Origin of the sequence: Methylobacterium variabile, from assembly GCF_001043975.1 — a bacterium.
In the GTDB taxonomy this organism is placed as follows: domain Bacteria; phylum Pseudomonadota; class Alphaproteobacteria; order Rhizobiales; family Beijerinckiaceae; genus Methylobacterium; species Methylobacterium variabile.
Genome location: NZ_LABY01000063.1, coordinates 44,830 through 65,619, shown reverse-complemented (window position 1 = coordinate 65,619; position 20,790 = coordinate 44,830). Strand labels below are relative to the sequence as shown.

The following is a 20,790-nucleotide window of genomic DNA, read 5'->3' as shown; positions in this document are numbered from 1 at the left end:
CGCGATGAGCGCCAAGAGCCCTGCCATGAGCCCCGCCGACAGCGCGGCCGGCGACCACAACCCGTGGATCATCGCCATGGTGGTGGCGATCGCCACCTTCATGGAGGTGCTCGACACCACGATCGCCAACGTGGCCCTGCGCTACATCTCGGGCGGGCTCGCGGTCGGCCCCGACGAGGCGGCCTGGGTGGTGACGAGCTACCTCGTCGCCAACGCGATCGTGCTCACCGCCTCGAGCTTCCTCGCCAAGCGCTACGGCCGCAAGGCCTTCTTCATGGCGGCGATCACCCTGTTCACGGTCTCCTCCGTGCTGTGCGGCTTTGCCTGGAGCCTCGAATCGCTGCTGTTCTTCCGGGTGCTGCAGGGCCTCGGCGGCGGCGGGATGGCGCCGCTGGCGCAGTCGATCCTAGCGGATTCCTTCCCGCCCGAGAAGCGCGGCCAGGCCTTCGCCCTCTACGGCGTCGCCATCGTGGTGGCCCCCGTCGTCGGCCCGACGCTCGGCGGCTGGCTCTCCGACCAGTATTCCTGGCACTGGTGCTTCCTGATCAACGCCCCGGTCGGCGTGATCGCCCTGTTCCTGATCTGGTGGCTGGTGCAGGACCCCAAATCGGCGGTCGAGGAGAGGAAGCGCCTGCGCCGGGAGGGAGTGCGCTTCGACATCGTCGGATTTCTTCTGGTGGCGACCTTCCTCGGTTCGCTCGAGGTCGTCCTCGACGAGGGCCAGCGCAAGGACTGGTTCGGCTCGAACCTGATCGTCGTCTTCGCCTGCCTGACGGTGGTCTCGTTCGTCGCGATGATCCCGTGGGAGCTGAACCACAAGAACCCGGTCATCGACCTGCGCCTGCTGGCCAAGCGCCAGTTCGGCTCCTGCTTCCTGGTGATGCTCGCCACGGGCGCCATCCTCATCGCCACGACGCAGTTCCTGCCGCAATTGCTGCAGGACTATTTCGGCTACACCGCCACCTGGGCCGGCCTCGCCCTCTCGCCCGGCGGCGTCGTCACCGCGCTGATGATGTTCGTGGTCGGCCGCGTCTCGGGCTACGTGCAGCCGAAGTACCTGATCGCGGCGGGCGCCACCATCATCGCCTTCGCGATGATCGATCTCACCAACCTGTACGGCGACCTCAATTTCGGGTTCTTCGTCTGGTCGCGGATCTATATCGGCATCGGCCTGCCGATGATCTTCCTGTCGATCACCGCGGCCTCCTACGAGGGGATCTCCAAGGACCAGACCGACCAGGCCTCGGCGCTGATCAACGTCGCCCGCAACGTCGGCGGCTCGATGGGCGTGTCGCTCGCCCAGAACATCCTGGCCTACCGCCAGCAGTTCCACACCAGCCGGCTGGTCGAGCACGTCGTGCCCTCGGAGCCGGCCTACAAGGAGAGTCTGCGGGCGGCGACGCAGTTCTTCGCCACGCGCGGTGCCAGCTCGGTCGATGCCGAGGGCCAGGCCATCGCCTGGATCGGCCGCCAGGTGCAGACCCAGGCCGCCTTCCTCGCCTATATCGACGTGTTCTGGGCGCTCGCCATGGTCTCCGCCTGCGCCGTGCCCCTGGCGATGATCCTGAAGAACGTGAAGCGCGGCGGCGAAGCGCCGGCCGGAGGGCACTGAACCGTGTCTTCCGTTCGGATGGCGGCGCGCCACCGGCCCGCTCCCGGTGCCGTCCGGACGATCGCTTAAAAAATCCTTGATCGAGCCGGAACCGCCCGGCCCGCACGCCGTTGTTGCAGTGTCCCGACGCGCAGGCCCGTCCTTCCCGCGCGTCCTCCTCGACCGGCCGCTTCGCTCAATCCGGCCTCAGGGGAGCTGGCTCAGGGCCGCAGGCGGAGCGTCGCTCGGCCTGCGGGTATCGATGCGCTCCGCGATCGCCACGACCGGCTGATACAGGTCGAGGCGCTGATCGATCATGCCGTCGAGGCGGTCGTACACCTCGGCGACCGTCAGGCTGCGCGTCTTCTTCCCCTCGCGGCGGAAGAACAGGCTGCGATTCGCTTTTGCGGCGGCCCGGAACGAGGCCTGGGCCGGCTGGTGCGGCTTCTCGGCAGTCAGTTCCATGAACTTGCCGGCGCTCGCGGCGCCCAGGAAGTGGGCGAAGTAGCACTCGGTCATCGTCAGGTCGCGCCCGAGGCGCTGCTCGACCCGCGTCCGGTCCCGCTTCATCATCTCCCCGGCCATCAGGCTCGCCGCGTAGGGGTCTCGCCGCAGGGCGAGGACCCGCCGCCGGTCGGCCTCGCCCAGCACGACGAGGGTGCCGCCGCGCCGCTCGATCAGGCCGGCTTCCGCCGCGAAGCCGTGCTTGGCGCCGAAGCTGCGCAGCAGCTCGAGCCAGGTCCCGGTCAGGAACTGGAACAGCCCCTCGGCCGTCGAGGTCGAGGCGCGCACGCTGGGCTGGAAGCTCGATTCCTTGTCGGCGAGCGCCATCAGGTAGACGGGGTCGACCTCGGTCTCCCGGGCGGCCCGCACGATGGCCTCGACCAGCACCCGCGGCACCTTCTTGTCGCCGAAGATCACCAGCCCGTCCGCCGTCTCCTCCGGATGGGCGACCGGTGCGGGCTCGAGGCGCGCCGGCTCCAGGGGCATGGAGGGCAGGCGCATGGCGTCCACCCGAACGGTCTCGAGGTGGATGGTCTCAGGCGCGGCCGACGCCTCGCCCGGCAGGTCCTCGTCACCGCTCTCCTGGTCACCGCTGGCCTGATCGCCCCGGATCTCCTGCGCGGTGTCCGGCCGGGACTCCTCCTGCCGGGTCTCCTGCTGCAGGCGCGCGAGGTCGTCGCGGATCAGTGCCGTGGTGCTCGGCGTCTCCTCGATCAGGGCCGGGCCGGTCCAGTCCGGCGAGACGCCGCGGGAGGCCACGGGCGGGCGCGGTGCCGTGAAGTCGATCCGGTCATGCGCCTCCGCGGCGGGGGCGAAGGCGTCCTGCGGCAGGCAGGCCGCGAAGGCGACGCCGACCGCGAGGGCCGCAGCGGCCTTGCGCGTCAGTGAGGCAGCCACCGTGGTGCGACCGCGGGCTCGGGATTGGTGGCCCTCGCGGGCGTGCAGCCAGCGGATGGTGTCGGTGCCCGTCTCGGGCACGAGTCGGCCAGCGTCGTCGGCGCGGTGCGCCGGCTCCGTGAAAACCCCCATCTCCAACCTTTTGTCCTTCGCGCGGATCCGGTCCTTGCGGGCCGCGCCGTGCTTCGCTCTCCGGCACCTCTGGCCGTCCGGTGTGTCCAGAATGGGACGAGGCGGGGGCAGGCCCTGGGGCCATTTTGCGGCGCGGCGGCCTCTCGGGTCCTCGCGCAGGCGACGACACGGGCCGCCCGATCGATGTCCGGGACACGAAAAAATCGCGCACTCGCCGGAACCAAATACTTCCCGGGACATTTCCTGTCGCCACGCGGAGTGGGCGAACGATGCCCCAGCGCCCTGTTCGGGGTCCGCGGGTCAGCGAAGAGGACAATCCCTACCGATGAGCATGCAGCCCGGTCGGCGCCTCGGCGTCGCTTTCGTCGGGATGGGTGGGGCTGTCGCCACCACTGCCATCGCCGGCATCGAGATGATCAAGTCCGGTTCGAACCGTCTCGATGGACTGCCCCTTGCGGGCCACGCTGTGGCCGGGATGGTCGGGTACAAGGATCTCGTCTTCGGTGGCTGGGACCTCAACGGCGATGACCTTGGCGCCGCGGCGAGCGGGCACGGCGTGCTCACCAAGCAGGATCTCGAGAACGGCGCCCAGGTGCTCAACGGCATGAAGCCGTGGCCGGCGGTCGGCAGCGCCAAGTTCTGCAAGAACATCGACGGCGGCAACCGCATCGTCGCCAAGGACCACCGCGAGGCGGTCGACTGCATCGCCGACGACCTCAAGCGCTTCCGCGAGGAATCCGGCGTCGACGACGTGGTGGTGGTCAACCTCGCCTCGACCGAGCGCTGGCCCGACCTCGACGACCCGACGCTGAACTCGGCGGCCGCCTTCGAGCGCGGCCTCGATGCCAGCGACGAGGCGATCAGCCCGGCGATGCTCTACGCCTACGCGGCGATCAAGAACGGCATCCCCTACGCCAACTTCACGCCCTCCGTCGCCGCCGACGTGCCGGCGCTCGTCGACCTCGCCAAGCAGATGAACGTTCCGGTCGCCGGCAAGGACGGCAAGACCGGCCAGACCATGATGAAGACGGTGCTGGCTCCGGCGCTCAAGTCGCGGGCGCTGCACGTCGACGGCTGGTTCTCGACCAACATCCTCGGCAACCGCGACGGCCTGGCGCTCAACGACAAGGACTCGCTCCAGTCCAAGCTCAACACCAAGGGCACGGTGCTGGATTCGATCCTCGGCTATCCGGTCGAGGATCACCTGGTCCACATCCACTATTACCGGCCGCGCGGCGACGACAAGGAAGCCTGGGACAACATCGACGTCACCGGCTTCCTCGGCCAGCGGATGCAGATCAAGATCAACTTCCTGTGCAAGGACTCGATCCTGGCCGCGCCGCTGGTGATCGAGATCGCCCGCGTGCTCGATCTCGCCAAGAAGCGCGGCGACGGCGGCGTGCAGGAGCAGCTGTCGCTGTTCTTCAAGGCGCCGATGGTCAAGAACGGCCACGGCCCCGAGCACGCCTTCGGCGCGCAGGAGCGCATGCTGCTCGACTGGCTCGGCGTCCACTAGGGATGGCCGGCAGCCAAATTCCCGCCAATCCGCTTGCGGCGGGCGGGGCTCACGCCCCGCTCCCCCTGCGCGACCTCCTGGTCGAGCTCAACGACATCAAGCGCGTCCGGTCCGCCGGGCGCGACGGCTCGATCGCCGAGCGGCTCTTCCTCCAGGCCTGGTCGGCGCTGACCGGCGGGGCCGATCCGAAGGCCCTCGCCCTCGACATCACCGCCAAGGCGCTCGCCGCCTCGCGCCTCGGCGACCTCGACGCGGCCTTCCTGAGCCTCGCCGGCCTCTCGCCGGAAGAGGCCTCCGCCGTGCTGGTGCGGGGCTTCGACGAGGTGGCGGGCCCGCTCGATCCCGCCCTTGCCTCGGCCTTGCGCGCCTGCCTGGCCGCGCCGCGGGACTGGACGCCCGGCCCGATGCCGGCCTTCGCCCGCCTCCAGGCCGACCAGCCGCGTGCCGGCGTCACCTGCCCGGGCAAGCCGCGCATCCTGCTCGAGCCGCCTGAGAACCACGCCGAGCACTGCCTGATGGTGGCGGCCTACGGCGTGGCCTTGAGCCCGTTCTACGGCGCCGACCCGACGACGGTCTTCGTCGCAGCGCTGGCCCACCACCTGCACAACGCGCTGATGCCGGATGCGGGCTTCACCGGCGAGATCCTGCTTGGGGACCACCTCGACTCCGTCATCGCGACCTTGAGCGAGCGAGCCTTGTCCGAGCTGGACGCGCCGTTGCGCGAGGTCGTGGCGTCATCGCGCAAGATCCTGCCGGATGACGGCACCGCGGAGGGGCGGGCCTTCCACGCCGCCGACGTGATCGACCGGGTGCTCCAGATCGCCCAGCATCTGCGGGCGGCCTCGCTCACCATGGACACGGTGCTGGGCGAGATGGCCCTCGTCCATGACGGCCCGGTGAAGGGCTTCCACGACCGGGTGCTCGCCGACATGCGGCTGTCGTGAGGCGGACAGTGGACGCCCCTGGGCGTTCGCGCCCGTGCTCTATCTCACGTCAGAGCCTGCCGAGTGGTGGGCGCCGCGAGGAAACGCATCCGTGATCCCGTTCGGGCTCCTCTCGCCGGTGACCGGCGAGGCGCTGCACCACGACACGCCCCACTCCCTGCGCGAGGGCAAGCGCGGTCCGCGCTGGCCGGTGGTCGACGGCATCCCCTACCTGCGGGTCGGGCGCGACGACCTCGTGCGCGAGGTGCTGGGCCACCTCGACAAGGGCGCGCCGGGCCACGCCCTCGAATTGCTGCTCGCCGACCAGGACGAGTGGTGGACCGGCCCTCGCGCCGACCCCGCGACCCTGCGCGACCTCGTGCGGGAGATGAAGTACGTCAGCTTGCGCGAGGCCTGCGCCCGCCTCGGCTGGGGCCGGGTCGGCGACTACTTCGTGCATCGCTGGAGCGACCCGACCTATCTCGCCGGCCTCGCCCTGCTGGAGGCGCACTGGAACAAGCCGGCCTGCGCCTTCGAGCTCGCCTGCGGCATCGGCCACTACCTGCGCGAGTTGCAGGGGCGGGGCGTGCGGGTGTCGGGCGGCGACGTGGTGTTCGCCAAGCTCTGGGTCGCCCGCCACTGGGTCGCCGGGCAGCGCCCGCAGCTCGTCTGCTTCGACGCCGCCTCGCCGCACTGGCCGATCGACCAGGCTCCGGTCGACCTCGTGATGTGCCACGACGCGTTCTACTTCCTGCCGGAGAAGGCTCGTATCCTCGACTGCCTGCGCAAGACCGCCGGCGAGGAGGGCTGGCTGGCGCTCAGCCACGTCCACAACAGCGCCCGGCCCGGCTTCTCGGCCGGGCACGCGGTCTCGGCCGCCGAGATCGAGGAGCTGTTTCCCGACGGGCTCGTCTACGACGACGACGAGCTAACCCGGGCGCTCGTCGAGGCCCGCGCGCCGGTGCCGGCCGAGCCTGCCGCCCTCGACCACGTCGAGGCGTTCTCGGTGGTCTGCGGCCCCGGCATGCGGCCGGCGCCCCGCCCCCTCGTCGACGGGCTGACCCTGCCGCGGGAAGGCGCGCACCTGCGCCTGAATCCGCTCTACCGGCCCGATCCCTCCGGCGGCTACGCGGTCGCCTGGCCCTCCGAGCGCTACCGCGACGAGTACGCGCCCCGCGCCACCTATCCGATGCACTCCGCGGGCCCCGAGACCCTGGAGGCGACGCCTGAGACCGTCGACCGCGCCCGCATCCGCGAGTTCGTCGACCTGCCGGAGCGCTGGTGATGCCTGACGCAGTCGGCTGGGGCATCGTCGGGTTCGGCTGGGTCGCCCGGGACTTCATGGCGCCGGCGATCCGGGCTGCCGGCCACCGCCTCGTCGCGGTCTGCGATCCCGGGGCGGAGGCGCGGGAGGCGGCCAGCCGCCTCGGCGCGCGGGGCCACGCCGACCTCGCCGGGCTGCTAGCCGAGCTGGAGGTCGAGGCGGTCTACGTCGCGACGCCCAACCACCTCCATCGCGGCGCCGTCGAGGCCCTGGCCGCGTCCGGCAAGGCGATCCTGTGCGAGAAGCCGATGGCGGCGGTGCTTCCCGACGCCGAGGCAATGGCGGCGGCGGTGGCCCGCACCGGGATCCTCTACGGCACCGCCTTCGACCAGCGCCACCACCCGGCCCACCGTCTGCTGCGCGACGAGATCCGCGCCGGCCGGGTCGGCACCGTCACGGCGGTGCGGATCGTCTACGCCTGCTGGCTCGACCGGGCCTGGACGGCAATTCCCGGACAGCAGAACTGGCGCATCGACCAGGCCCAGGCCGGCGGCGGCGCGCTGATGGACCTCGCTCCCCACGGCCTCGACCTGACGGATTTCCTGCTCGGCGAGCCGATCCTCGACATCACCGCGCTCACCCAGGCCCGGGCGCAGGACTACGCCGTCGACGACGGTGCGCTGCTCATCGGCCGGACCGGCTCCGGCGTGCTGGCGAGCCTGCACGTCGCCTACAACTGCCCCGACGCGCTGCCGCGCCGGCGCCTCGAGATCGCCGGCACGAAGGGCCTGCTCGTGGCCGAGAACACCATGGGCCAGGAGGCGGGGGGGCGCGTCACCTTCACCGACGGCGCCACGGGCAAGGCCGTGTCGCTCGCCTTCGACGGTGAGGCCTCGCCGTTCCTGGAGCAGGTGCGGGCCTTCGGACGCGCGTTGCGCGACCCGGCCGGACGGGGCGCCTGGTCGGCCGGGCGCGACCTGCACACCATGCGGCTCCTCGCCCGCGCCTACGCCGCATCCCCCTCGCATCTTCCCGCCGTCGCGCCGGCCGCCTGAGGCCCGCGAGGAGTCGTCGCATCGTGGACAGACCTACCGCACCCCGCCCCTACACCTACGGCCAGACGCGGGTCATCGAGGGCCTGCCCGCGCGCCTGCCGGACGCGGTCCGGGCCTATCTCGACGTGCTGCCGCCGGGCCGGATCGTCGGCTTCCCGCTCGCACCCCTCGACCGCACCGGGGTGCCGTGCTGGTTCGTCTCGCTCTTTCTCGACGATCCCTACTTCGTCGGCGCGATGCCGAGCGGCATCGGGTACGGCGCCACCGACGACGAGGCGATCATCGGCTCGGTGGCCGAGATCGCCGAGAACCTGATGCCGAGCCTGGCGCTGATCCCGCGCAAGAAGGAGCGCGGCAGCTACCACGACCTCGTGCGGGTCTTCGGCGCCACGTCGGTCGCCGATCCGCTCACCCTCGGCCTGCCGGCGGGCAGCCCCGTGAACCGCGACACCGTCCTCGAATGGACCGGCACCGTGCGGGCGCGCACCGGCGAGACCGTGCTGATGCCGCTCGATCTGGCAGCGACCGACTACTTCGAGCTGTCGCCGGGCTACCAGCCTTTCACCAACCTCATCACCAACGGGCTCGGCGCCGGGCCGGACGTGGATTTCGCCCTCGGGCATGGGCTCCTCGAACTGCTCCAGCGCGACGGCAACGGCCTCCTGTTCCGCGCCCTCGACCAGGGCGTGATGCTCGACACATCGGAGGGCCTCGCCCCCGAGACGAGGGGCATGCTCGACCGGCTCGAATCCTTGGGCATCCGCGCGATGCCCAAGTTCGCCACCGACCAGTTCGGCTTCACCAACGTCTACTGCGTCGGCTACGACGTCGATGCCTCGCGCACGCCTGCGCCGATCGCGCTCTCGGCCTGCGGCGAGGCCTGCGATCCCGACCGCGAGCGGGCCCTGCGCAAGGCGATCCTCGAGTTCCAGGCGGCGCGGGTGCGCAAGACCTTCGGGCACGGTCCCCTCGACCTTGCCCGCTCGATCACTCCGCCCGGCTACGTCGACGCCTTCATCGAGAAGGCCCTGCCGAGCCTCGACCTCGAGGAGGGCCGGGCGCTCGCCGCGATGCTCGACTGGATCGGCGAGCCGGCCGAGACCCTGCGGGGCTTCCTCAGCCAGACGGTCTATTCCGAGCGCGCGACGAAGCGCTTCACCGACCTGCCGACGCAACCCGCCCCGACCGGCCAGGACCGCGGCCGCATCGCCCGCGAGCGGCTGGAGGCCGGGGGCTTCGACGTTCTCTACGTCGACGCCTCGCCGCCGGGTGGCGGCGTCGGCATCGTCAAGGCGATCGTGCCGGGGCTCGAGGTCGAGACCATGAGCTACTACCGCATCGGCGAGCGCAACACGCGAAAGCTCATCGAGCGCGACCACCCGCTGATCTGCTTCGGTGAGGAGAGCGAGAGCTTGCGCCCGGTGCGCCTGACGCCGGAGGCGCTGGAACGCTTCGGCGGCCAGCCGCTGTTCGACGTCGCCCTGGCGGAAGCGATCGTCGGACCGCTCTACCCGCTCTACCGCGAGCCGGAATCGCACCACGCGCCGTTCCGCCTCGAGCGCCGGGGGAGGGCGGCATGACCTTGCGCTTCGCCTACAACACCAACGGGGCGGCCAACCACCGCCTCGACGACGCCCTGAGCCTGATCGCCGAGGCCGGCTACGACGGCGTCGCGCTCACCCTCGACATCCACCACCTCGATCCGTTCGCCGAGGACTGGGCGCGCGAGGCCGAGCGGGTGCGCGGCCGGCTCTACAGCTTGAGCCTCGGCTCGGTGATCGAGACCGGCGCCCGCTTCCTCCTCGACCCGCGGGCCAAGCACGAGCCGACCCTGGTGACGGCGGACCCCGCCGGCCGGGCCCGCCGGGTCGCCTTCCTGCACCGCGCCATCGACATCGCGGCGATCCTCGGCTCGGAGGCGGTGTCGTTCTGGGCCGGCGTGCCGAAGCCGGGCGTCGATCCGGCGGAGGCGAGGGACTGGCTGCGGGCGGGCCTGGAGGAGGTCGTGGCCTACGCCGCCGAGCGCCGGGTCGTCGCGGCGCTCGAGCCCGAGCCCGGCATGCTGATCGAGACCCTGGACGACTACGCCGCCCTCGGCCTGCCCGGCCTGCGCCTCGCCCTCGATACCGGCCACTGCCTGGTGACGCAGGAGCGCGAGCCCGCGGCCGCCGTGACGGAGTTCGCCGACCGGCTCGGCACCGTGGCGATCGAGGACATGGCGCGGGGCACCCACATCCACCTGCCCTTCGGCGAGGGCGACATGGACGTAGCCGGCGTGCTCGACGCCCTGGAGGCGATCAACTTCGATAAGCTCGTCTGCGTCGAGCTCTCGCGCGAGAGCCACCGGGCCGACCGGATGATCCCGGATTCCCTGCGCTACCTGCGGGAGTGCCGGCGATGAGGGTGTGCTTCGTCAGCCGGCGCTACTTCCCGGCGATTTCCGGCATGAGCGTCTACGCGCAGAACCTCCTGCGCGAACTCGTCGGCGCCGGCCACGACGTCACGATGGTGAGCCAGTACCGGGGCGACGCCTTCGGCACCAGGGTCTATGGCGGCGGCCCGCCGCCGCCGGTGCCCGGCGTGCGGGTGATCGGCCTCGAGCAGCTCGGCGAGCAGGAGAGCGGCGACTTCGAGCGCGACATCGCCACGATGGTGGAGACGATCGCGGCGGAGCACGAGACGACGCCGTTCGACGTGCTGCACGCCCAGTACGGTTATCCCACCGGCTTCGCGACGCTGATCGCCTCCAAGCAGCTCGGTGTGCCGAACGTGGTCTCGATCCAGGGCGGCGACGGCCACTGGGTCGGCTCGTGCTGCGAGACCCACCGCCTCGCCATGGTGCGGGTGCTCGCCCATGCCAACGCGCTCCTGATCGGCGGACGCTCCTTCGTCGCCGAGGTCTGCGACCGGCTCGGCAGCGACCCCGACCGCTTCACCATCGTGCCGGGCGCCGTCGACACCGCGCGCTTCCGCCCACCGGAGGGCTGGCAGCCCGGCGACGCCGCCAACCCGGTGCGGCTGTTCTACCACGGCCGGGTCGACCGCCGGAAAGGCGTGCTCGACTTCCTCGACGCGTTGAGCCTGCTGCGCCTGCGCGGCACGCCGTTTTCCGCCGTCGTCTCGGGGATAGGCCCGGACGTCGAGCCGGCCCGGTCGCTCGCGGCCGATCTGGGCTTCTCGGAGGCCGAGCTGCGCTTCACCGGCTACGCCGATTACGACGCGGTGCCGGCCCTCTATGCCATGGGTGACGTCTTCGTCTCGCCGACCTACGCGGAGGGGTTCTCCAACACCATCCTGGAGGCGATGGCGGCGGGCCAGGCGGTGGTCTCGACCCACTCGGTCGGCGTCTCGGACTGCCTGCGCGACGGCGAGAACGGGCTCCTGGTCCAGCCCGGCGACGTGACGGCGCTCGCCGAGGCGCTGCACCGGGTCATCACCGACCGCTCCCTGCGCGCCCGCCTCGCCGCGTCGGCCCTGGAGGAGTGCCGGCGGGTCTATTCCTGGCAGGCGGTGGGACGCCAGATCATGGACGTCTACGCGGCGGTGAAGGGGGAGCGCCCGGACCCGGCCTTCGACCCGGACCTGCCGCACGATCCCGGCTGCCGCTTCCGGGCCGAGCCGCACCTGTTGTGAGGGCACCTCCAGCGGGGCTCGCGCGCATCCCTCCTCTCCCCGCGGGCGGGAAGAGGGCTTCGGCGACGTCATGGTCGACGGAGCGAGGCGGTAGCCGAGGGTGAGGGGACGTTCCCGGATGTGCCTCCTCCGGTCACACCCCTTCACCCCCGCCCTGCGGGCTTGCTGCGCCCCCGACGAGGGGCGCGCAGCCCTCTCCCCGCCCCCGGGGAGAGGGGAAACCCGCGTCACATCGGTCGTCGCAAGTCGAGTCTCATGCCCACAGCCCTCGCCCTCTCGCCCCATCTCGACGACGCCGCCTTCTCCTGCGGCGGCACCCTGGCGCAGCTCGCGAGCGGGGGGTGGCGGGTGGTGATGGTGACGCTGCTCACCGCCAGCGTGCCCGACCCGACCGGCTTCGCCCTGGCCTGCCAGCTCGACAAGGGGCTCGGGCCGGACGTCGACTACATGGCCCTGCGCCGCGACGAGGACCGGGCGGCGGCCGCCGCCCTCGGCCTCCATCCCCCGGTCCACGTCGCCCTGAGGGAAGCGCCGCACCGGGGCTACGCCTCGGCGCCGGAACTCTTCGCCGAGACCCGGCCCGACGACACGCTCGCGGACGATCTCGGCCTTCTGCTCGCCCGCCTGATGGACGAGGCGGTGCCGGATCTGCTGCTGGCCCCGCAGGGGGTGGGCGGCCATGTCGACCACGTGCAGCTGGTGCGCGCGCTCACCGCCCTGGCGCCGGCCTGCCCGGTGCTGTGGTGGCGCGACTTTCCCTACACCGTGCGCCACCCCGACCCGCGGGAGCCGTTCCGCGACGCCTTCGCGGGCCTGGCCTCCCTCACCGTGCGCCTGTCCCCGGACGAGGAGGCGGCCAAGCACGCCGCCTGCGCGGCTTATGCGAGCCAGATCGGCTTCCAGTTCGGCGGGCCCGCTGGGCTCGCCGAGCGCCTGAGCGCCGAGGGCGCGCGCGAGCATTTCCGCCTCGCCGGCACCCTGCCGGACGGGCTCGCCCTCGGGTGAGCGGCCAGCCGGCCGCCCCGAAGAGCCTGGCCGATTCCGGCGCCGTCGCGGCGCGCCACGCCCTCGTCGCGGCCAGCCCCCACCTCGCGCCCCTGCGCCGCCTCGCGGAACGGATCCGGGCCGAGCGGGGCCTGCCGGTGCCGGAGGCCGACCCCCTCGACGGCGGCGTGGCGGCCCGCCTGCTGCTGCTGCTCGAGACCCCGGGGCCGGCCACCGGCCGTACCGCCTTCGTCTCCCGCGACAACCCGACCGGCACCGCCGCCAACCTCTTTCGCTTCCTCGCCGGGGCCGGGATCCCGCGGGCCGACACCCTGATCTGGAACGCCGTGCCGTGGGTGATCCACGCCCCCGGCGCCCGCAACCGGGCGCCGCGCACGGCCGAGATCCGGACGGCCCAGGCCTACCTCCCGCCGCTCCTCGCCCTGATGCCGAACCTGGCCGTCGTGGTCCTCTCCGGCCGGGTCTCCCAGACCCTCGCACCGCTCCTCGCCGAGGCGCGCCCGGACCTGCCCCAGGTCGCGATCCCGCATCCGAGCCCGACCTACGTCTGCACCAGCCCGGCGGTGCCGGCGCGGATCGCCGCCGGCCTGGCCGAGGCGGCCCGCCACCTCGGTCTCCCGGGCTGATGTGCGGCTTGACCGACGGTCCGGCTGGTCATTCGCCGGCAGACGGCCTACATGGCGCCTTGGCGAGCGGGGCTCGGTCGGAGTGCCGCCGGGCACCTACAGGGCGCGAGCCTGGCCGCGATCGGCCGCGGGCTCGCGCCGGCGACCAGCGGGGTCGGACGCCGACGCGATGAACTTCGCCACGCAGGACAAGCACCTCGCGCAGGCCAGCCGCCTGCGCGACCCGAGCGCGCAGGGCGAGCCGCCGCGCGACGAGGATCCGGCCGGGCAGGATCCGGGCCGCGACCCGCAGGCTCCTGCGGACCGGCAGGCGCCGGATGAGCGCCGTGCCCGTCACCGGCGTCGCTACGCCTGGATCGGCACGCTCGCCAGCGTGGTGCTGTTCGTCATCTCCCTCGGGGTTCTCGGCAAGCTCGTCTCCACCGTCACCTGGGCGGAGCTGCGCACGGCCTTCCTGGCGGCGACGCCGGAGCAGGTCGGGCTCGCCATTGGGCTGGTGGCGGTGAGCTACCTCTTCCTCACCTGCTACGACGCGCTCGCGCTGCGCCAGCTCAAGCTGAAGGTGCCCTACCGCACCACCGCGCTCGCCTCCTTCACCAGCTACGCGGTGAGCTTCAACCTCGGCTTCCCGCTGCTCACCGCCGGGACGGTGCGCTACTGGATCTACTCGGCCCAGGGACTCAGCCCCGGGCGCATCGCCGCGCTCACCATCGTGGCCGGCTTCACCTTCTGGCTCGGCATGGGGGCGGTGCTCGGCATCAGCCTGATCCGCGAGGCCGAGCCGCTCTCGCGGCTCACCTACACGAGCCCGATGTTCAACCAGGGGCTCGGCGTCGCGACGCTGGCCGCGGTGCTGGCCTATCTCGTCTGGGTCACGCTCAAGCGCCGCAGCGTCAAGGTGCGGGGCTGGCGCCTGGAACTGCCGGGGCTGAAGCTCTCCCTGAGCCAGATGCTGGTCGGCGCCGGCGACGTCTGCGCCGCCGCCGGCGTGCTCTACGTCCTGCTGCCGGCCGGCCACGGCGTCAGCTTCGAGACCTTCGTGGCGATCTACGTGCTCGCCGCGATGCTGGGCATCGCCAGTCACGCGCCGGGCGGGCTCGGGGTGTTCGAGGCCACGGTGCTGCTGGCACTCTCCGGCCTGCCGCGGGAATCGGTGCTCGGCGCCCTGCTGCTGTTCCGGGTCTGCTACTACCTGGTGCCGTTCGTGGTGGCGCTCGCGGCGCTGGGCGCCTACGAGATCGCCAAGCGGGCGCGCCTCACCCCGCGGGAGGCGCCGGACGATGATGCCGCAGAGAGCGACGCGACGCCCTGACCCGGCTCCCCTGCTCGATCCGCCGGACGACGACCCGGCCCCGGCGCCGCCGCTCCTGCCCGGTGCCTCCGGGGCGCTCTCGTCGGCCCGGCGGGCGGGCTGGCGGGGCGCGGCCTGCGCCGCGCTGGTCCTCCTGGCGGGAAGCGTCTGGCAGCACGGGCTCGACCTCGGCACCGGGCTCGCTGCGCTCCTCGCCGTCGTGGTCGGCGGCCTCGTGGCGGCTCCGCGCCGGAGCGAGCCGGTGCTCCGGTCGGAGGCGAAGCCGGGCCGGACCCGCCACGGCCTCGCCGAGGCGCTGCTCGCCAACATCCCGGATCCGGTCATCCTGATCGACCGCCGCGCCCTGGTGATCGAGACGAACGCCGCCGCCCGCGCCCTGCTGCCGTCCCTGCGGCCCCGCCACCCGCTCTCCTTCGCCCTGCGCGACCCGGACGTGCTCGCCGGCATCGAGACTGTCCTGCGCACCGGCGAGCCCCTGAAGACGCTCTACTCCCCCCGGGTGCCGACGGAGCGCACCTTCGAGGTGCAGATCGGCGCCATGCAGGGCGGCGGGGCGGCGCGGGCTGGGCCGAACGTGGTGCTCTTCCTGCGCGACCTCACCTCGGCCCAGCGCCTCGAGACCATGCGGGTCGACTTCGTGGCCAATGCCAGCCACGAGCTGCGCACGCCGCTGGCCTCGCTCCTCGGCTTCATCGAGACCCTGCAGGGCCCGGCCCGTGACGATGCCAGGGCCCGCGAGCGCTTCCTCGGCATCATGCGGGTGCAGGCCCTGCGCATGACCCGGCTGATCGACGACCTCCTGTCGCTCTCGCGGATCGAGCTGCGCGCCCACGTGCCGCCGACCCAGGTGGTCGACGTGGTGCCGCTCGCCCGCCAGATCGCCGATTCCCTCGGGGTGCTCGCCCGCGAGCGCGGCGTGACAATCGCGCTGGAGGCGGAGCCGGGGCCGCAGCGGATCCTCGGCGACCGCGACGAGATCCTGCGGGTGATCGAGAACCTGGCGGAGAACGCCGTCAAGTACGGCGGCGACGGCGGCCGGGTCGAGATCCACGTGGGGAGCCGCCCGGCGGAGGACGGCCGGCCGCCGCAGGTCGAGATCGCGGTGCGCGACGAGGGCCCGGGCATCGCCCCCGAGCACCTGCCGCGCCTGACCGAGCGCTTCTACCGCGTCGACGCCGCCTCCAGCCGCCAGCAGGGCGGCACGGGCCTGGGCCTCGCCATCGTCAAGCACATCCTCAACCGCCACCGCGGCCGGCTGGTGATCGAGAGCACCCCGGGGGAGGGCGCGGTGTTCCGGGCCCTGATCCCGGCCCACGGCGAGGCGAAGGAGCCGGCCGATCAGGGGCAGGCGACGAGCAGGCGCCCGGTATAGTCCGCGGCCGCCGCGGCGGCGGCGCCCGGCGTGCCGGTGGCCTCCTCGTCGGGGATGAGCTGCTCGCCCTCCCGCGCCTGCCGGGCCGGCCGGCTGAGCTTCAGCACGCATTCGGCGGTGCCGGAGAGGCGGACCGGCTCGCCGGCCGGGAACCCGAAGGCGACGTAGAAGTCCGGGTCGTCGAAGCTCACCACGAGCGTGCGCACCGGGCCGGCGGGTCCCTGCGGCACCAGGGTGAAGTCGAGGGTGAGGCGGCCGTCGGAAAAGCTCGCCTTCGGGGAGGGACCGCCTTTAAGGGCGAGCGGGCGCCCGTTGAGCTTGCCTTGCGTGAAGAAGGCGGTCTCGGCCATCGCCTCCAGGCGCTGCGCGGCGAGCTCGTCGAGCTTTCCCTGGTCCGGCACGCCGTCGCGCTTCGAATCGAGGTTCAGCACCGCGAAGGCGGAGTATTCGGGGTCGAAGGTCCAGCTCTCGCGGATCGCCACGAGGTTGCGCTTCCCGTCGAGCACCAGCTCGGCCCGGGCCTGCACCCAGACGTGGGGATGGGCGAGCGCCGCCCCCGCCCCACCGCACAGCATCACAGCCGCCGCCAGCACCCGCCCGATCATCGCCCGCTCCCGCTTCACCCCGCGCTCTGGGCGGAGAGCGCGGCGAAACCATGGTCGGCGCGAACCATGTTCGCCCTGCAGGGGCCGACGGCGATCGGTGCCGTATTGCGGCGGCGCCCCGCATCCCACATACCGCGCGGGAGATTGCCGATGACCGCACCCGCCCGCCACCTCACCCTGCCCATCGAGGGCATGACCTGCGCCGCCTGCACGGGCCGCGTCGAGCGGGTGCTCAAGCGGGTGCCGGGCGTCGAGGCGGTCGCCGTCAACCTCGCGACCGGCCGCGCCACCCTGGACCTCGCGCCCGACAACGATCCGGTCGCCCTCGCGGAGGCGGTCGAGGACGCCGGCTACGCCGTGCCGGAGGCGGTGAGCGAGGTCTCTGTCGGGGGCATGACCTGCGCCGCCTGCACGGGTCGCGTCGAGCGGGTGCTGACGGCGATCCCCGGCGTGCGCGCGGCGAGCGCCAACCTCGCCACCGGCCGGGTCAGCGTGCGCCACCCCGCCGGCCTCGTGCCCCTGGAGGCGATCGAGGCGGCCGTGCGGGAGGCCGGCTACGAGCCCCGCCCGGTGGCGGCGCCGACCGACGGAGCCCCGGCGGCCCCGCGGGAGGCCGGGACGCTGACCCGGGACCTGATCGTCGCCGCGCTCCTCTCCCTGCCCGTGGTGGTGCTCGACATGGGCGCCCACGTCGCCGGCCACGACCTGCTGCCGGGACGCTGGAGCGCCGGCATCCAGGCCGTGCTCGCCACCCTCGTCCTCGCCGGGCCCGGGCGGCGCTTCTTCGCCCGCGGCGTGCCCGGCCTGATGCGCGGCCACCCGGACATGAACGCCCTCGTGGCGCTCGGCACCGGGGCGGCCTACCTCTTCTCCGTGGTCGCGACCCTGGCGCCGGGGGTGCTGCCGGCAGGCGCCGCCCATGTCTACTTCGAGGCCTCGGTCCTCATCGTCACCCTGATCCTGCTCGGGCGCACCCTCGAGGCGCGGGCCCGGGGCCGCACGGGGGCGGCGATCGCCCGCCTCGTCGGCCTCGCGCCGAAGACCGCGCTGCTCCTGCGCGACGGCGCCGAGACCGAGGTGCCGGCGGCGGACCTGAGGGTCGGCGACCGGGTCCGGGTCCGTCCCGGCGAGCGCCTGCCGGCGGACGGCCGGGTCGTCGAGGGCACCTCCCGCGTCGACGAGAGCATGCTCACCGGCGAGCCGGTGCCGGCGCGCAAGGGTCCGGGCGACCCGGTCACCGGCGGCACCGTCAACGGCACCGGCGCGCTCGAGGTCGTGGTCGAGCGGGTCGGCGCCGACACGGCGCTCGCCCAGATCGTCCGCATGGTCGAGGCGGCGCAGGGCGCCAAGCTCCCGATCCAGGCCGTCGCCGACCGGGTCACCGCCCGGTTCGTGCCGGCGGTGCTGGGGCTCGCGCTCCTCACATTCCTGGCCTGGTTCGCCCTCGCGCCGGCCCCGTCCCTCGGCGACGCCCTGGTCCACGCCGTCGCGGTGCTGATCATCGCCTGCCCCTGCGCCATGGGGCTCGCCACCCCGACCTCGATCATGGTCGGCACCGGCCGCGCGGCGGAGCGCGGCGTGCTGTTTCGCAGCGGGCAGGCCCTGCAGGCCCTGGAGGCGGTGCGCGTCGTCGCCTTCGACAAGACCGGCACCCTGACCGAGGGCCGCCCGAGCCTCACCGACCTGATCCCGGCCCCGGGCCAGGATCCCGAGGCGGTGCTGGCCGCGGCGGCCGCCCTCGAGGCCCGCTCCGAGCACCCGATCGCCCGCGCCATCGTGGCGGCGGCCGCGGAGCGGGGGCTGGCCCTGCCGCCGGTGACCGACTTCGCGGCGGTGCCGGGCCACGGCATCACCGGCCGGGCCGGCGGCCGGGCGATCGCGGTCGGCGCCGCGCGCCACCTCGCCGGACTCGACCTCGCGGGGCTCACACCCCACGCCGAGGCCCTCGCGGCGCAGGGGCGCTCCCCGGTCTACGTCGCCCTCGATGGGGTCCCGGCGGCGGTGCTGGCGGTCTCCGATCCGATCAAGCCCGGAGCGGCCGCGGCGGTGCGGGCGCTCGCCGACCAGGGCCTGACGATCGCCCTCGTCACCGGCGACGACCGGCGCACCGCCGAGGGCGTCGCCCGCACCCTCGGCATCGCCACCGTGCGCGCCGAGGTGCTGCCCGCGGGCAAGCGCGACGCCGTCCGGGCCCTGCGCGATCAGTACGGCCCTGTCGCCTTCGTGGGCGACGGCATCAACGACGCCCCGGCGCTGGCCGAGGCCGATACCGGCCTCGCGCTCGGCACCGGCACCGACGTGGCGGTGGAGAGCGCCGACGTGCTGCTGATGGCCGGCGACCCCGCCACCGTCGCCGAGGCGCTGCGGCTGTCGCGGGCGGTGATGCGCAACATCCGCCAGAACCTTTTTTGGGCCTTTGCCTACAACGTGGCGCTGATCCCGGTGGCGGCGGGGGCGTTGCGGGCCTTCGGTGGGCCGTCGCTGTCGCCGATCCTGGCGGCGGGGGCGATGGCCCTGTCGAGCGTGTTCGTGCTCGGCAACGCCCTGCGGCTGCGGCGGGCGTGAGGCTGCCCCAGACCCCGATGAGACGTTCGCGGGATCCCCCCTCTCCCACACGGGAGTGGGGAAGCGTGCTTCACCTGAAAACAGGACCGGGACGGCAATCCGGCCCATGACATCGGACGGCGCCCCTTACCGTCCCTCCTTCACCGCCGGGCAGCCCCCCTGCTCCAGCGGCCGGAAGGCCTGCTCCCCCGGGATCGTCGCCACCCGCTCGTAGAAGTCCCACTCCCCCTTCGAGGCGCCGGGCGCCTTGACCTGGAAGACGTAGACGTCGTGCACCATCCGCCCGTCCGAACGCAGGCGCGCGTTGCGCACGACCTCGTCGGCGATCGGCAGGGCGTGCATCTTTGCCATCACGGCGCCGGCCTCGTCCGTCCCCGCGCTGGCGGCGGCCTTCAGGTAGTGGCGGACGGCCGAGTAGATCCCGGCATGGATCGCCGAGGGCACGGTGCCGTGGGCCGCCCGGAACCGGGCCGAGAACGCCCGGGTGCCCTCGTCGAGGTCCCAGTAGAAGCCCTCCGTCAGCACCGTGCCCTGCGCGGTCGGCAGTCCGATGCTCTTCACGTCCATCACGGTGAGGAAGAAGGCCGCGAGCCGCTGGCCGCCGCCGAGCAGCCCGAAGTCGCGGGCCGCCTTGACGCCCGTGATCGTGTCGCCGCCGGCATTCGCCAGCGCCACGATGTCGGCGCCCGAGCCCTGCGCGGTGAGGATCTGCGACGAGAGGTCGGCGGCCGGGAAGGGATGGCGCACGGAGCCGACGACGCGGCCGCCCTTCCGGGCGACGAGGGTCTTGGTGTCGGCCTCGAGCTGGTTGCCGAGCGCGTAATCCGCGGTGACGAGATACCAGCTCGTGCCGGGCGTCGTCAGCGTGGTGGAGACGCCCGCGACCTGGACGTAGGTGTCCCACATCCACTGCACGATGTGGCTCGGCACGCAGGCATCGCCGGTGAGCCGCGCCGTGCCGCCCGGGAAGAGGCCGATGCGGTTCTTGGCCTTGAGCAGCGGCGGCACGGCGAGCTGGATCGAGGCGTTCGACATGTCGGTCAGCACGTCGACGCCCTGGCGGTCGATCCACTCGCGGGCGAGGCTGGAGCCGACATCGGCCTTGTTCTGGTGGTCGGCGGAGACGACCTCGATCGTCATCCCCCGGCACTCGGCCTTGAGGCAGTCATCGACCGCCATCTGCGTCGCGACCACCGAGCCCTTGCCGGTGATGTCGGCGTAGACCCCGGACATGTCGGTGAGGACGCCGATCTTGATGCGGTTGTCGGAGTAGTCGGCCGCGGCCGGTGTTGCCGCGAGCAACGCCGCAGCGAGCAGCGCGGCGCCCGCGTTTCCGAAGATCGTCCCGGACATCGCTTCCCCCTGATCGTTTTTGTGGCGTGATCCGTCTTTTGATAGGGGACCGGCGCGGCCTCGGCCACGGGCGTGGGCGATCTGAGGTGTGATGGGTGTGCTGGGCGGCTGGCGGCGCGATCTCTCCTGCAAGAGTCCTGTTGCTGTGCCGGGCTGCACCGGGCGATCGGGTCCGAGTTCTTCCCAATCTCGACGAGTCGCCGTGGGAGCTGCTGATGATCACCGGGTTGATCTACGCCTTGCCGCCGGCCGCGATTTATTATGTGTTCAAGCGGTATATGATGGGTGGGTTCATGGCGGGAGCTGTTAAGAGCTGATCGTGGCCTCTTAATTTAGTTTGCAATCGCTGCTGACCATGGACGGTGTCCGTGGCCATTTTGCTTGATATTATTGATCAAATTCATCTAGCATCTGCACGGCGCTGCAAAAATATTTGA

16 protein-coding genes and 1 pseudogene are annotated in these 20,790 nt (G+C 72.6%); 14 read left to right on the top strand and 3 right to left on the bottom strand.

Annotated features, from left to right (window positions below):
• Positions 1-25: 25 nt before the first annotated feature.
• Positions 26-1,612 (top strand): DHA2 family efflux MFS transporter permease subunit, encoded by a 1,587-nt coding sequence (locus VQ02_RS10690; RefSeq protein WP_245239682.1) that lies wholly within the window; start codon positions 26-28, stop codon positions 1,610-1,612.
• Positions 1,613-1,798: 186 nt separating this feature from the next.
• Here the strand turns inward: VQ02_RS10690 and VQ02_RS39035 are convergent, their stop codons facing one another.
• Positions 1,799-3,124 (bottom strand): transglycosylase SLT domain-containing protein, encoded by a 1,326-nt coding sequence (locus VQ02_RS39035; protein WP_048444165.1) that lies wholly within the window; start codon positions 3,122-3,124, stop codon positions 1,799-1,801.
• A 325-nt stretch (positions 3,125-3,449) separates the two neighbouring features.
• Between VQ02_RS39035 and VQ02_RS10680 the strand changes: the two genes are divergently transcribed.
• The 11 genes from VQ02_RS10680 to VQ02_RS10630 all read left to right on the top strand — a co-directional run bounded on the left by VQ02_RS10680 (position 3,450) and on the right by VQ02_RS10630 (position 15,830).
• The gene (locus tag VQ02_RS10680; protein ID WP_048444164.1) at positions 3,450-4,640 is read left to right on the top strand and encodes an inositol-3-phosphate synthase; all 1,191 of its coding nucleotides are present in this window, start codon (positions 3,450-3,452) and stop codon (positions 4,638-4,640) included.
• 2 nt (positions 4,641-4,642) lie between these two features.
• Complete coding sequence (locus tag VQ02_RS10675; protein ID WP_209436997.1) at positions 4,643-5,584, top strand: HD domain-containing protein; 942 nt, start codon at positions 4,643-4,645, stop codon at positions 5,582-5,584.
• Positions 5,585-5,675: 91 nt separating this feature from the next.
• A complete protein-coding gene (locus VQ02_RS10670) occupies positions 5,676-6,848 on the top strand; it encodes a class I SAM-dependent methyltransferase (protein ID WP_048444163.1) in 1,173 nt (390 codons plus the stop codon).
• Positions 6,848-7,882 carry a Gfo/Idh/MocA family protein gene (locus tag VQ02_RS10665; RefSeq protein ID WP_048444162.1) on the top strand — a complete coding sequence of 345 codons (1,035 nt, stop codon included), beginning with the start codon at positions 6,848-6,850 and terminating at the stop codon, positions 7,880-7,882. The genes VQ02_RS10670 and VQ02_RS10665 overlap by 1 nt, the downstream gene beginning before the upstream one ends.
• 23 nt (positions 7,883-7,905) lie before the next feature.
• Positions 7,906-9,462: a YcaO-like family protein gene (locus VQ02_RS10660; RefSeq protein ID WP_245239681.1), complete on the top strand. Its 1,557-nt coding sequence runs from the start codon at positions 7,906-7,908 to the stop codon at positions 9,460-9,462.
• Positions 9,459-10,283: a sugar phosphate isomerase/epimerase family protein gene (locus tag VQ02_RS10655; RefSeq protein WP_048444160.1), complete on the top strand. Its 825-nt coding sequence runs from the start codon at positions 9,459-9,461 to the stop codon at positions 10,281-10,283. The genes VQ02_RS10660 and VQ02_RS10655 overlap by 4 nt, the downstream gene beginning before the upstream one ends.
• On the top strand, positions 10,280-11,515 hold the full coding sequence (locus VQ02_RS10650; RefSeq protein ID WP_048444178.1) for a glycosyltransferase family 4 protein: 1,236 nt from the start codon (positions 10,280-10,282) through the stop codon (positions 11,513-11,515). Before VQ02_RS10655 ends, VQ02_RS10650 begins: the two co-directional genes overlap by 4 nt.
• Positions 11,516-11,770: 255 nt before the next feature.
• On the top strand, positions 11,771-12,520 hold the full coding sequence (locus VQ02_RS10645) for a PIG-L deacetylase family protein (protein ID WP_048444159.1): 750 nt from the start codon (positions 11,771-11,773) through the stop codon (positions 12,518-12,520).
• Entirely contained in the window at positions 12,517-13,146 is a 630-nt protein-coding gene (locus VQ02_RS10640) for a uracil-DNA glycosylase (RefSeq protein ID WP_048444158.1), read from the top strand. The genes VQ02_RS10645 and VQ02_RS10640 overlap by 4 nt, the downstream gene beginning before the upstream one ends.
• Before the next feature lie 169 nt (positions 13,147-13,315).
• A complete protein-coding gene (locus VQ02_RS10635; protein WP_048444157.1) occupies positions 13,316-14,458 on the top strand; it encodes a lysylphosphatidylglycerol synthase domain-containing protein in 1,143 nt (380 codons plus the stop codon).
• Positions 14,427-15,830 carry an ATP-binding protein gene (locus VQ02_RS10630; protein WP_245239680.1) on the top strand — a complete coding sequence of 468 codons (1,404 nt, stop codon included), beginning with the start codon at positions 14,427-14,429 and terminating at the stop codon, positions 15,828-15,830. The genes VQ02_RS10635 and VQ02_RS10630 overlap by 32 nt, the downstream gene beginning before the upstream one ends.
• On the opposite strand, the gene VQ02_RS10625 is transcribed toward VQ02_RS10630, so the two are convergent.
• Positions 15,797-16,453, bottom strand: a complete 657-nt coding sequence (locus VQ02_RS10625; RefSeq protein ID WP_245239679.1) for a DUF1007 family protein — start codon at positions 16,451-16,453, stop codon at positions 15,797-15,799. The two genes, VQ02_RS10630 and VQ02_RS10625, sit on opposite strands and share 34 nt — an antisense overlap.
• A 132-nt stretch (positions 16,454-16,585) precedes the next feature.
• Here VQ02_RS10625 and VQ02_RS10620 point away from each other — a divergent pair, with 132 nt between their 5' ends.
• Positions 16,586-19,000 (top strand): heavy metal translocating P-type ATPase, encoded by a 2,415-nt coding sequence (locus VQ02_RS10620; protein ID WP_048444155.1) that lies wholly within the window; start codon positions 16,586-16,588, stop codon positions 18,998-19,000.
• A gap of 126 nt (positions 19,001-19,126) precedes the next feature.
• Here VQ02_RS10620 and VQ02_RS10615 read toward each other — a convergent pair whose 3' ends face one another.
• Positions 19,127-20,353: an ABC transporter substrate-binding protein gene (locus VQ02_RS10615; RefSeq protein ID WP_048444154.1), complete on the bottom strand. Its 1,227-nt coding sequence runs from the start codon at positions 20,351-20,353 to the stop codon at positions 19,127-19,129.
• A gap of 191 nt (positions 20,354-20,544) precedes the next feature.
• On the opposite strand from VQ02_RS10615, the pseudogene VQ02_RS39030 reads away from it, so the two are divergent.
• Positions 20,545-20,670 (top strand): annotated as a pseudogene (locus tag VQ02_RS39030) (carbohydrate ABC transporter permease); the annotation flags it as partial.
• Positions 20,671-20,790: the final 120 nt, after the last annotated feature.

Bases quoted from the DNA above. Each gene is read 5' to 3' on its own strand.
- VQ02_RS10690 (WP_245239682.1), top strand. From the start codon at position 26: ATGAGCCCCGCCGACAGCGCGGCCGGCGACCACAACCCGTGGATCATC.
- VQ02_RS39035 (WP_048444165.1), bottom strand. From the start codon at position 3,124: ATGGGGGTTTTCACGGAGCCGGCGCACCGCGCCGACGACGCTGGCCGA.
- VQ02_RS10680 (WP_048444164.1), top strand. From the start codon at position 3,450: ATGAGCATGCAGCCCGGTCGGCGCCTCGGCGTCGCTTTCGTCGGGATG.
- VQ02_RS10675 (WP_209436997.1), top strand. From the start codon at position 4,643: ATGGCCGGCAGCCAAATTCCCGCCAATCCGCTTGCGGCGGGCGGGGCT.
- VQ02_RS10665 (WP_048444162.1), top strand. From the start codon at position 6,848: ATGCCTGACGCAGTCGGCTGGGGCATCGTCGGGTTCGGCTGGGTCGCC.
- VQ02_RS10655 (WP_048444160.1), top strand. From the start codon at position 9,459: ATGACCTTGCGCTTCGCCTACAACACCAACGGGGCGGCCAACCACCGC.
- VQ02_RS10650 (WP_048444178.1), top strand. From the start codon at position 10,280: ATGAGGGTGTGCTTCGTCAGCCGGCGCTACTTCCCGGCGATTTCCGGC.
- VQ02_RS10645 (WP_048444159.1), top strand. From the start codon at position 11,771: ATGCCCACAGCCCTCGCCCTCTCGCCCCATCTCGACGACGCCGCCTTC.
- VQ02_RS10635 (WP_048444157.1), top strand. From the start codon at position 13,316: ATGAACTTCGCCACGCAGGACAAGCACCTCGCGCAGGCCAGCCGCCTG.
- VQ02_RS10630 (WP_245239680.1), top strand. From the start codon at position 14,427: ATGATGCCGCAGAGAGCGACGCGACGCCCTGACCCGGCTCCCCTGCTC.
- VQ02_RS10620 (WP_048444155.1), top strand. From the start codon at position 16,586: ATGACCGCACCCGCCCGCCACCTCACCCTGCCCATCGAGGGCATGACC.
- VQ02_RS10615 (WP_048444154.1), bottom strand. From the start codon at position 20,353: ATGTCCGGGACGATCTTCGGAAACGCGGGCGCCGCGCTGCTCGCTGCG.